This is a genomic window from Barnesiella sp., assembly GCF_022723415.1.
Classification (GTDB): Bacteria; Bacteroidota; Bacteroidia; order Bacteroidales; family Barnesiellaceae; genus Barnesiella; species Barnesiella intestinihominis.
The window spans coordinates 1-11,301 of record NZ_JAIJHU010000073.1; the positions used below are offsets into that span (position 1 = coordinate 1).

Here is an 11,301-nt window from a genome sequence, read left to right on the forward strand (position 1 = left end):
TTTACTGTACTACACTTGCTTCTTCAATTCCTTCAATGAACTTGACAAAAAGTTCCCCGGAGCGTGCCCCGTTTCCTCTTTTGCGGTTGCAAAGTTAATACATTTCCCTACTCCATTCCAAATATTTCTGCCACTTTTTTATGCTGTATAACATAACTTTCTTGCAACAAACTGTACTTCACGATTTTATAATTAAACATTTTTTCCAAAAAAAAATTCCCAATACTATTTAAGTGAGCTACACCTAAACGCTGGTTCGGTCGATAATTTGTGGAGATTGTTCTTGTATATTACAACTCTTCTCCTCAGAAACTATCGCTTCTTGTTCCCGGCATAGGGGAGAAGGTATGATGCCCTCGGTAACGAAGACAAAGTCGAACGTAATCTATTCCTCCTATCATTTTTATCGAGTTTTTTTCTTTCCTCCTAATAAGAAGCTGTTTTAAATTTATTGGGAAATAATATTATCATTGCAAGCAGGTATGTTCCGGCCATATTGAGCCCCTGTCTCGGAATAAATTAAAACAGCTTCTAAATCGTTTCACACGGCAACCCAAAGGCTTCGGCAACTGCCGGATAAACGATTTTGCCATCGACAATATTCAGTCCTTTATACAATGCCTCATCTTCGGAACAAGCTTTTTGCCAACCTTTATCGGCTAATTGAACCACATAAGGAAGCGTAGCATTTGTCAAAGCCAATGTCGAAGTCGCAGAAACAGCACCGGGAATATTGGCTACACAATAGTGTATTATACCATCGACTTCGTAAACCGGTTCGGAGTGAGTCGTCGGACGAGAAGTCTCGAAACAGCCTCCCTGATCGATAGCCACATCGACCAATACAGAACCCTTTTCCATCGTGGACAGCATATCTCTCGTAATCAAATGAGGAGCTTTCGCACCCGGAATCAATACAGCACCCACTACCAAATCGGTCGTAGGAAGCTCTGCACGAATATTAAATTCAGAAGAATATAACGTTTTAATATTAGCCGGTTTTATTTCATCGACATGCCTTAAACGCGACAAAGAAAGGTCTGTGATTGTCACGTCGGCTCCCATTCCGGCGGCAATGCGAGCTGCCGAATACCCCACGACCCCGGCGCCAATAACCAACACTTTTGCGGGTTTTACCCCCGGAACACCACCCATCAATTTTCCTTTTCCACCTTGCGGGCGTTCTAAAAAACGCGCACCCTCTTGCGTTGCCATTCGTCCTGCCACTTCCGACATAGGAATCAACAAAGGCAAGCTATGATCTTTCAACTCTACCGTTTCATAGGCCAAACACGTGGCTCCACTCGACATCATGGCCTCCGTTAATCTTCTATCCGAAGCAAAATGGAAATAGGTAAACAACAATTGGCCTTTACGGATAAGCGGATATTCAGGAGCAATAGGCTCTTTTACCTTTACAATCATTTCGGAGATAGCATACACGTCTTCAATAGTCGCCAATATTTTCGCTCCGACTCGTTCGTATGAACTATCCGGGAAACCACTATTCTCTCCGGCTCCTTTCTGGACGTACACCGTATGCCCATGTTTTACCAACTCATTCACTCCTGCCGGAGTCATGCCTACTCTGTTTTCATTGTTCTTGATTTCTTTTGGAATTCCTACAATCATGGCCTATAAGTATTAAGATTAGATTAAATTCGGTTGAAAGATAAGAAAATTATTTTTTACTTTATTACATCAACATTCATTTTTTTCGACAAAAAACGGGGAGGTTCTGATTCATCAGAGCCTCCCCCTCTAAATATCTATACAGTAATGTATTTAATTCTTCTTGACCAACAAAACCGAAGGCACAGCCCGCTCTCCTTCGTGGTCGTATATTCCATTATCGCAAGGATAATTAATAACACCATATCCTTGTATATACAGCGTGGAAGAGCCGCCACCATCTAAATTAAGAGCATCGGTCGCCCCCATTTGCCGAGCGAATGTCCGCAAATCATACAGATTCACTCCTTTCGCACCATCTAACCTCCCATCAAAAACTATCAACAGCACCTTATTATCATCGGTAGTAGCCACGCAGGTGCGAGGATGCGTATCGGTAGTGAAAGTATTGCTCCACATAGCGACATCACGACCGTCGTCCAACATCAAAGGCCCCGACACAACAACTTGCTGATAATTTCCACCCTGAACAGCTTCTTCCGTCGAACTCCACTTTTTTATTTCCACAACATCTCCCGTCGCACAAAAAGCCCCCGTCGCACGTGTGGAAAATTCATTTGTCTGAGTAGCAGCCATCACTGTACCATTACATTTCAAAAAATGACGACTGATCCCGGTCGAAGTATTGAAATATGTTCCATTTACAGCGGCCAATGCGTTAGCAGCCAATGCCCGATCGCTAGTCGTCTTTTTTAAAGAACCTGCCTCATAAGACACCAAAAAGGAAACATCGGCTTTATTCAAATCGATTTCCAACATGCTTATCGTTTGAGGATAATCGAATAGTAACGGAACTTGGGCCGTTTTACTAATTATTCCTGTCTGAATTTCCCGTTCCTGCCATTGTATTCCGGCAATGGCAATCGAATCGGCTTGATTTCCGCCCGATGGTCTTTGCGGGACCGACGAGCTACCATCATCTTTCCCACACGAAGGCATACCCGCAATCATCGACACAACCATTACGGGCAAAAACAACTTACTCCATTTCATCTTCCTTGAACTATTGAAGAAACCGTGTGAATATCAAAAATTAAATTTTTCGAGTTTCATCTCGGAAAGCTCTTTCATCTTTCCTACATACGAAACGAAATGAGCTGTCTGTTCATGAATCGACAACGCATCGGCATCTTTCCATGTCTCGCAAATCATCAATACATCGGGACGTGTACTGCTCTCAAAAATATCATATGCTACACAACCCGGCTCCTTTAATGAACATTCTGTCAATTTTCTCGCTATATCAAGAACCTTATCTCGACAAGATTTCTCTACCTGAATAAAAACATTCAATCTAATCATAACTTTTCAATTTATTCGATACCAGTTTTGAACTGGTAAAAGTAATATATTCTCCTCATAAAAGAGATTGCGAAAAACAAATATAACTAAACAAATTCTTCAATCTCTAATAAACGAAGAGCCGCCTCTGCAACAGATACGGCTCTTCCATCTACTATATTTAATTCTATGTATTTAGAATGGCAAATCATCGGTAGGAGAAGGCGCCAAATCGGGAGCTGCCGGAGCCGGTGGGAACGGAGTTATATCGTTGGGCATCGGAGGCATATCGGGAACTCCCTGAGCAACAGAAGCTGACTTTTCTATCTTCCAAGCTCTCACATCGGTGTACCAACGACCATTAAATTCCCTACTTTCAAGATCAAAGCTAACCACGACATCTTCGCCGATAGCGGCAGGATATTGATCTACTTTATCACCGAAAAGATTGAAACAAACTTTCCGAGGATATTGCTCTTCTGTTTCCAAAACATACTCTTGCTTTTTCCACGGATTGCCTGCTTTCGAAACGCCCTCCTGCAAAGGCAACACATGGATTATTCTTCCTTTAATTTCCATATTCAATTTACAAGCTGTGTAATTATTCGGCAACAAATATAGCAAAAGGTAAGGGGTAAGGCAAGATGAAAACAAGTTTTTTTCACTCCGTTCTGCCCAAACTTCATTTTATATCGCAAAAGCAGCGAGACTTCCAATAAAAACATTTTCACTTTTTTATTTGTTATATTACAAAAACCTTTCTCTATAACATTTATTAAAAAGGAGTTTTAACTAAACCCTCAATTTTATAACAAGTCACCTCTCTTGAAATCGGAAAAATCGCATTATCTTTGCAAACTGAGATTATATATTCAAACAAATGAAAGAAAAGCAATTACTTAAAACCATCGTAGAAGGCATTCAAGAAAAAAAAGGAAAGAAAATTACAACCGTAGATCTCTCAAAAATAGAATCGGCAGCCACCTCTCATTTTATTATTTGCGAAGGACAATCGACAACCCAAGTCATGGCGATTGCCGATAGTATAAGAGAATATGTATTACAAAATACAGGAATAAAACCTTTCGGATATGATGGATATCAAAACGGACAATGGATTGTTATCGACTACGGTAGCATATTGGCCCATATTTTTTTACCGGAATACCGAAATTATTATAAGCTCGAACAATTATGGAATGATGCCAAATTGGCAGAAATTCCCGATGTGGAATAATTTTTGATACATCAACAGCACATTATATCATCAAAATATGGGAAACAACAATATGTCTCCATTAGGACCTAAAAAGAAAGGTATTCGATTCAATTTGTATTGGATGTACTCGCTCATCGCTCTCGTTTTAATAGGACTTTACTACATGAACGACAACACGATGAGTAAAGAAGTGAATTGGACCGAATTCGAAAAAATCGCCAAAGAGGGCGGTATAACCAGACTGACCGTTTTCGCCAAAAAAGATTATGCCGAAGCCCAACTGAACGACAGTACAGCCAAAGCGGTCTTTAAAACTGACAAAATAAACGGGAAACCAGTAATATACACCAATATTCCTTCGGGAGACAGTTTTGCAAAAACTCTCGATACGTGGAAAAAGGAAGATGGTTTTAATGCAGAAGTCTATTACGAAAACAGTAGTGACCTAACTAACATATTATGGTCGGTAGGCCCATTCATATTACTCATTGTATTTTGGATTTATTTAGCCCGCCGAATGACCAATCAAGGCGGAGGAGGCAGCGGAGGAGTATTCAATGTAGGGAAAGCCAAAGCTCAACTTTTCGATAAAGACGGCGCTGTAAAAGTGACGTTCAATGACGTTGCCGGATTATCGGAAGCCAAACAAGAAGTCGAAGAAATCGTAGAGTTTCTAAAAAATCCCAATCGCTATACCGACTTAGGTGGCAAGATCCCCAAAGGCGCCTTATTGGTAGGCCCTCCGGGAACCGGAAAAACATTATTGGCAAAGGCCGTTGCCGGAGAAGCCAACGTCCCGTTTTTCTCTTTATCTGGTTCCGATTTCGTAGAAATGTTCGTCGGTGTGGGAGCCTCTCGTGTTCGCGATCTTTTCAGACAAGCCAAAGAGAAAGCTCCGTGTATCGTCTTTATCGATGAAATCGATGCTGTGGGGCGTGCTCGGGGGAAAAATCCGAATATGGGTTCTAACGACGAACGAGAAAATACATTAAATCAGTTGCTAACCGAAATGGACGGATTCGGCTCGAACAGCGGAGTTATCATTTTGGCTGCTACCAACCGAGCCGACATATTGGATAAAGCATTGCTGCGTGCCGGACGATTCGACCGTCAAATCTACGTAGAACTGCCCGAATTGAACGACCGGAAAGAAATATTTAAAGTCCATTTAAGGAATGTAAAAATAGACGATTCTGTCGATGTAGACCTTCTGGCTCGACAAACCCCCGGTTTTTCGGGCGCGGATATAGCCAATGTCTGCAATGAGGCCGCCCTCATCGCCGCCCGAAAAAACAAAAAAAGCGTTCAACGGCAAGACTTCATGGATGCTGTCGATCGTATCGTCGGCGGTCTGGAAAAACGATCTAAGATTACAACCCAAGAGGAGAAACGCTCCATTGCCATACACGAAGCCGGGCATGCTTCTATCAGCTGGTTATTGAGATATGCCAACCCCCTCATCAAAGTAACGATCGTTCCTCGCGGACGTGCATTGGGAGCCGCATGGTATCTCCCCGAAGAACGACAAATCACGACACGCGAGCAGATGCTCGACGAAATGTGCGCCACATTAGGAGGTCGTGCAGCAGAAGAAGTATTTCTCGGACGAATCTCAACCGGTGCTTCCAACGATTTGGAGAGGGTTACCAAACAGGCTTATGCTATGGTCGTTTATTTCGGTATGAGCGAAAAATTACCGAATCTTTCTTACTATGATTCCACGGGGCAAGAATACGGATTTACCAAACCGTATAGCGAAGACACGGCTAAACTCATCGATGAAGAAGTAAGCAAAATCGTAAGCGAACAATACGAAAGGGCTAAAAAAATTCTAAAAGAGAATGCCGACAAACACGCTCAACTGGCAGAAGTATTGATCTCCCGTGAAGTTATTTTCTCGGAAGATGTCGAACATATCTTTGGAAAACGTCCGTGGGTATCTCGCTCCGAAGAAATCTTGCAGGACGAAGAATCAGCAAAACAAGAAGGAGAAAAAGCCGAGAAAGAAACCCAAGAAAAAGACACCTCGACAGGAAACGACAATACCCATGAAAGGGAAAACAAAACGGAGGAAAAACCAGAGAAAGATTCGGAGAATACATAGTTTTCACCAACTCCCCCTATATAAGAAAAGAGGTATCGACAAGTCGATATCTCTTTTTTATGTCGCATCACCAAAAAAGAGCCCTAAATAAACGTAAGTTTTTTCAGAGAATAGTTATATTTGTCAGCGATTTATCAAAACAAAAAAATCGTGAAAAATTTATTGACCCGAACTTTAACCGGTATCCTTTTTATCGTTATCATCACAACGGCCGTTCTATCAGGAGCTTATACATTTCTCTTTATATTCGGTATCATCTCGCTCCTCGGATATATCGAATTTATAAACCTGACTCAATTTGGCAGAAAGTTCGATAAAATATTACTCATGCTCGACATGGCAGGAGCCTGTGCCCTATTTCTGGCTGTATTTTCTTTCTCGGGACAATTACCATATAACTTCCAAAAGGCTTCTATCCTCACCTACGTTATTTACCTCATCGCACGTCCCGTCACGCAACTTTATTCGACACCCGAAAAATCGCCCATAACCAGTTGGGCATATAGCATTTTAGGTCAAATTTATGTTGTACTGCCTCTGGCCTTATTAGGAGTTTGGGGATATAAGAGCGACTATCAACTATTCATGAATACCGAATATTTGCTGATGGCTCTTTTTGTATTCGTATGGACAAACGATACCGGCGCATATATCGTAGGTTGTACGTTAGGTAAACATCGACTGTTCGAGCGCATATCGCCAAAGAAGTCATGGGAAGGGTTTTTCGGAGGTTTGGCATTCTGTATCATACTCGCTTCTTTGGCAAACTACATCATACCGGGTATGCTTTCGACAGCCCAATGGATAGGTATGGGAATCTTAACCTCCATATTTTCCACTTGGGGAGATTTATGCGAGTCCTTACTCAAACGTACAGCAGGAGTAAAAGATTCCGGGAAAATATTGCCGGGACACGGGGGTATTCTCGATCGCTTCGACAGCGAATTGATAGCCTCGCCCGTTATATTCATATATCTGACTTTCGTTTTATAACCCCGATGCTTGCATCGACTTCTTTTTTACATTAAATTTGTAATTATTCAAATATCCGCCTATGAACGACCAACGTTATAATCTGCGAGGCGTATCGGCTTCAAAAGAAGATGTACATAACGCCATAAAAAATATAGATAAAGGAATTTTCCCAAAAGCGTTTTGCAAAATTATACCCGACATACTCGGAGGAGACCCCGAATATTGCAACATCATGCACGCAGATGGAGCAGGGACCAAATCGTCATTAGCTTACATGTATTGGAAGGAAACTGGCGACCTCGGTGTATGGAGAGGCATAGCGCAAGATGCCCTCATCATGAACATAGACGATCTGCTCTGCGTAGGCGCGACCGACAATATACTCGTGTCCTCGACGATCGGACGGAATAAACTATTAGTTCCCGGAGAAGTCATCTCAGCAATCATAAACGGGACCGAAGAACTCCTCGCCGAATTGCGGGACCTCGGAGTAAACGCATATAGTACCGGAGGCGAAACGGCCGATGTCGGAGATTTGGTTCGAACAATCATAGTCGATAGCACTGTCACTTGTCGCATGAAACGGAAAGATGTCATATCGAATGGCAATATCCGGCCGGGTGATGTCATAGTAGGATTATCGTCCTATGGACAAGCCTCGTATGAAAAAAGTTATAACGGAGGCATGGGCAGCAATGGTTTGACATCGGCACGACACGATGTATTCGGGAAATATCTCGCGACCAAATACCCCGAAAGCTATGACAATGCAGTTCCTGACGAATTGGTATACTCAGGGACATTGAAACTTACAGACAAAATAGCCGAATTAGGAATAGATGCCGGTAAACTGGTATTGTCACCTACACGAACATACGCCCCTGTCATTAAAAAATTGCTCGACGAGATGCGGTCGCAGATACACGGTATGGTACACTGTTCGGGTGGAGCTCAAACCAAAATCATGCATTTCGTAGAGAAGATGAGAGTTGTCAAGAACAACCTCTTTCCGGTTCCGCCTTTGTTCAATATCATACAGGAACAATCGGGAACCGACTGGCATGAAATGTACAAAGTATTCAACATGGGGCATCGCATGGAAATCTATGTAGACTCATTGAATGCTCAAAAAGTTATCGAGATCAGCCATTCATTCGGTATCGACGCTCAAATTGTAGGATATACCGAAGCGTCCGATCGCAACGAGCTAATCATCGAATCGGACAAAGGACGATTTGAATATAGATAAATTCCGTTTCACACTTTAACTAAAACAACTATGTTAATTATAGGAATAGCCGGCGGAACCGGTTCGGGAAAAACCACCGTTGTACGAAAAATTATCGAAAGCCTACCCGCCGGACAAACTGCCGTTATTCCACAAGATTCCTATTATTGGGATAGCAGTCATATACCCGTAGAAGAAAGACAAAATATCAATTTCGACGAACCGGCTGCCATCGACTTCGATTTACTGGTAAAACATTTGAAAGAACTGAAAGCGGGACACTCCATCGAACAGCCCATATATTCGTTCCTGACATGTACCCGCTCCAACGAGACAATAACCGTCGAGCCGCGCGATATAGTCATCGTCGAAGGTATTCTTATTCTTTGCAATGAAGAGCTCCGAAACATGATGGATATGAAAGTATTCGTCGATGCAGATGCCGACGACCGACTTATCAGAGTCATCAATCGGGATATTATCGAACGAGGACGTACGGTCGAGATGGTTATCGAACGCTACGAACGGGTTTTGAAACCGATGCATCTGCAACATATCGAACCTACAAAACGATATGCCGACATCATTATCCCCCAAGGCGGACACAACTCGGTGGCCATAGAAATCATGACCAATTTTATTTCCCACAAACTTAAAGGTTAGAAATCATGCGGAGGGCAATATCCTATTGGATATATATACTCTTCGTGCTGATTTTCGTCTCGGCTTGTGGAGGAAACAAACAGCACTCGTCGGAAAATGTCTTGAACGATTTCGATTCTATCTGCCAGCGTGGAGAATTACGTGTCTTGACATTGTATAGTTCCACGTCCTACTTTATTTATCGTGGAGAAGAAATGGGATACGAATACGAACGTATCAAACAATTCGCAGATCACTACAACCTGAAAACGAAAGTCATCGTCGCTGACAATATCAAGCGCCTCACCGAAATGTTGCAAAAAGGCGAGGGTGATATTATAGCTTATGAAATGCCCATTATCGGCGATGCCAAGAATGAATGGTTATATTGCGGAGCGGAAAACATCACTCACCAAGTGCTGATTCAACTTCGAAAACCTAAAAACGAAATGGTTAACGACGTTGTCGATTTAATCGGGAAAGATATTTATGTCGAAGCAGGATCTAAATACGAAGACCGAATCAAAAACCTCAACGATGAACTCGGCGGCGGGATACATATACATCATATCGACAAAGATACAGTCGTTACCGAGGAACTTATAGAAATGGTCTCTACGGGAGAGATACCTTACACTTTGGCCGATAATAACCTCGCGCAATTGAATCGTACCTACTATAACAACATAGACATTCATCTGAAAGTCAGTTTCCCGCAAAGAGCTTCATGGGCGGTAAACAAGCATTCCAAATCCCTCGCTCATGCTATAAACCAATGGGTAAAGGAAAACCACAAATCAGACTCTTACCGAAGTATTTCCCGCAGATATTTCGAACTGAGTAAAACTTTGCCAGCATCGGCCGTACTATCCATACCCAAAGGACAAATATCTATCTACGACCCTCTTTTAAAAAAATATGCCAAGCAAATAGATTGGGACTGGCGCATACTTGCCGCCCAAGCCTATAACGAATCCCATTTCGATACTTTGGCGGTATCGTGGGCCGGAGCGAGAGGGCTTATGCAACTGATGCCTCGTACGGCTCAGGCATTCGGTGTTTCCATGAACGAAATAACCAATCCCGAAAAAAATATCGGTGCGGCTGTAAAAAGTATCCAATCTCTCAACAAGAGTCTTGCCGATATCGAAGATAAAAATGAACGCATAAAATTTATATTGGCTGCTTATAATGGAGGGCTCGGACATATACTCGACGCTATGGCGCTCGCTAAGAAATATGGGAAAAATCCCCATGTATGGGATAAAAACGTGAGTGAATTCATTTTACTTAAAAGCAACCCTGAATATTTCAATGACGAAGTTTGTAAATTTGGCTATTTCAAAGGCAGACAAACCGTAGCCTATGTCCATGAAGTTTTACGCTATTACAAAATATACCAAGAAAAAATTCCTTTATAAAAATCACATTCTCTAAAAAATTCGTATATTTGTATAAATAGAATACAAAAGTAAGCTATATCCCGACATAATCAATAGGAACATTTGTTTTCATTCTTGTATTATTTTGTACATAAACATATTACTAACTTAAAAATTGAAGTTATGAAAAAGAACAAATTAAACATGGTTGTTGCCATAGCGTTGTGTGTATCGCTGGGTCTTTCTTCTTGTATCGGATCATTTAAATTGACTAATAAAGTACTCGGCTGGAACGAAGGTGTAGGCAATAAATTCGTAAACGAACTTGTATTCATCGCATTCCACATTATCCCCGTATATGAATTGACAGTAGTTGCCGATATTCTTGTATTGAACTCCATCGAATTTTGGAGCGGTGAAAATCTTGTATCTCAATCGACAAAAGAAGTAAAAGGAGAAAATGGAGATACTTACTTAGTAACGACCGATGAAAACGGTTATACGATTACCAATCAAAAAGACAATACGACTATCGGGTTCGTATTCGATAGCAATGACAACTCTTGGTCTGTTTCTGCCAATGGCGAAACGACGAAGTTTATGACATTCGTTGATGACAATCATGTAAAAATGCCGGGAGTCGATGGAAACGACATGATCATAGAACTCTCGCAAACAGGTGTAATGGCTTATCAAGAAGCTGCACAGCACTTTAATTTTGCCATGAAATAATCATTAGACCATAACGCAAAAAAGAGGGAAGCCGATTAATCGGCTT

11 protein-coding genes are annotated in these 11,301 nt (G+C 41.8%); 7 read left to right on the forward strand and 4 right to left on the reverse strand.

From position 1 onward, the window contains the following. Nucleotides 1-531 precede the first annotated feature (531 nt). The 4 genes from ald to QVD32_RS11655 all read right to left on the reverse strand — a co-directional run bounded on the left by ald (nt 532) and on the right by QVD32_RS11655 (nt 3,552). Nucleotides 532-1,632 (reverse strand): alanine dehydrogenase, encoded by a 1,101-nt coding sequence (gene ald, locus QVD32_RS11640; RefSeq protein ID WP_287710249.1) that lies wholly within the window; start codon nt 1,630-1,632, stop codon nt 532-534. A 153-nt stretch (nt 1,633-1,785) separates the two neighbouring features. Next, complete coding sequence (locus QVD32_RS11645) at nt 1,786-2,685, reverse strand: phosphodiester glycosidase family protein (protein ID WP_287710250.1); 900 nt, start codon at nt 2,683-2,685, stop codon at nt 1,786-1,788. Nucleotides 2,686-2,718: 33 nt separating this feature from the next. Next, on the reverse strand, nt 2,719-2,994 hold the full coding sequence (locus tag QVD32_RS11650; protein ID WP_008862459.1) for a putative quinol monooxygenase: 276 nt from the start codon (nt 2,992-2,994) through the stop codon (nt 2,719-2,721). A gap of 174 nt (nt 2,995-3,168) precedes the next feature. Continuing rightward, nucleotides 3,169-3,552 (reverse strand): DUF3127 domain-containing protein, encoded by a 384-nt coding sequence (locus QVD32_RS11655; protein ID WP_118687095.1) that lies wholly within the window; start codon nt 3,550-3,552, stop codon nt 3,169-3,171. Between the two features lie 301 nt (nt 3,553-3,853). On the opposite strand from QVD32_RS11655, the gene rsfS reads away from it, so the two are divergent. The 7 genes from rsfS to QVD32_RS11690 all read left to right on the forward strand — a co-directional run bounded on the left by rsfS (nt 3,854) and on the right by QVD32_RS11690 (nt 11,255). Then, nucleotides 3,854-4,210: a ribosome silencing factor gene (rsfS, locus tag QVD32_RS11660; protein WP_008862462.1), complete on the forward strand. Its 357-nt coding sequence runs from the start codon at nt 3,854-3,856 to the stop codon at nt 4,208-4,210. 37 nt (nt 4,211-4,247) lie between these two features. Continuing rightward, on the forward strand, nt 4,248-6,296 hold the full coding sequence (gene ftsH, locus QVD32_RS11665) for an ATP-dependent zinc metalloprotease FtsH (RefSeq protein WP_021891962.1): 2,049 nt from the start codon (nt 4,248-4,250) through the stop codon (nt 6,294-6,296). 150 nt (nt 6,297-6,446) lie between these two features. After that, a complete protein-coding gene (locus QVD32_RS11670) occupies nt 6,447-7,289 on the forward strand; it encodes a phosphatidate cytidylyltransferase (protein WP_008862464.1) in 843 nt (280 codons plus the stop codon). A 61-nt stretch (nt 7,290-7,350) separates the two neighbouring features. Continuing rightward, on the forward strand, nt 7,351-8,520 hold the full coding sequence (locus QVD32_RS11675; protein ID WP_021891963.1) for an AIR synthase related protein: 1,170 nt from the start codon (nt 7,351-7,353) through the stop codon (nt 8,518-8,520). A 30-nt stretch (nt 8,521-8,550) separates the two neighbouring features. Continuing rightward, nucleotides 8,551-9,162, forward strand: a complete 612-nt coding sequence (gene udk / locus QVD32_RS11680) for a uridine kinase (RefSeq protein WP_021891964.1) — start codon at nt 8,551-8,553, stop codon at nt 9,160-9,162. 5 nt (nt 9,163-9,167) lie between these two features. Next, complete coding sequence (locus QVD32_RS11685; protein ID WP_021891965.1) at nt 9,168-10,562, forward strand: MltF family protein; 1,395 nt, start codon at nt 9,168-9,170, stop codon at nt 10,560-10,562. 144 nt (nt 10,563-10,706) lie between these two features. Continuing rightward, nucleotides 10,707-11,255 carry a DUF3332 domain-containing protein gene (locus QVD32_RS11690; protein WP_021891966.1) on the forward strand — a complete coding sequence of 183 codons (549 nt, stop codon included), beginning with the start codon at nt 10,707-10,709 and terminating at the stop codon, nt 11,253-11,255. Nucleotides 11,256-11,301 lie beyond the last annotated feature (46 nt).

Bases quoted from the DNA above. Each gene is read 5' to 3' on its own strand.
- ald (WP_287710249.1), bottom strand. From the start codon at position 1,632: ATGATTGTAGGAATTCCAAAAGAAATCAAGAACAATGAAAACAGAGTA.
- QVD32_RS11645 (WP_287710250.1), bottom strand. From the start codon at position 2,685: ATGAAATGGAGTAAGTTGTTTTTGCCCGTAATGGTTGTGTCGATGATT.
- QVD32_RS11650 (WP_008862459.1), bottom strand. From the start codon at position 2,994: ATGATTAGATTGAATGTTTTTATTCAGGTAGAGAAATCTTGTCGAGAT.
- QVD32_RS11655 (WP_118687095.1), bottom strand. From the start codon at position 3,552: ATGGAAATTAAAGGAAGAATAATCCATGTGTTGCCTTTGCAGGAGGGC.
- rsfS (WP_008862462.1), top strand. From the start codon at position 3,854: ATGAAAGAAAAGCAATTACTTAAAACCATCGTAGAAGGCATTCAAGAA.
- ftsH (WP_021891962.1), top strand. From the start codon at position 4,248: ATGGGAAACAACAATATGTCTCCATTAGGACCTAAAAAGAAAGGTATT.
- QVD32_RS11675 (WP_021891963.1), top strand. From the start codon at position 7,351: ATGAACGACCAACGTTATAATCTGCGAGGCGTATCGGCTTCAAAAGAA.
- udk (WP_021891964.1), top strand. From the start codon at position 8,551: ATGTTAATTATAGGAATAGCCGGCGGAACCGGTTCGGGAAAAACCACC.
- QVD32_RS11685 (WP_021891965.1), top strand. From the start codon at position 9,168: ATGCGGAGGGCAATATCCTATTGGATATATATACTCTTCGTGCTGATT.
- QVD32_RS11690 (WP_021891966.1), top strand. From the start codon at position 10,707: ATGAAAAAGAACAAATTAAACATGGTTGTTGCCATAGCGTTGTGTGTA.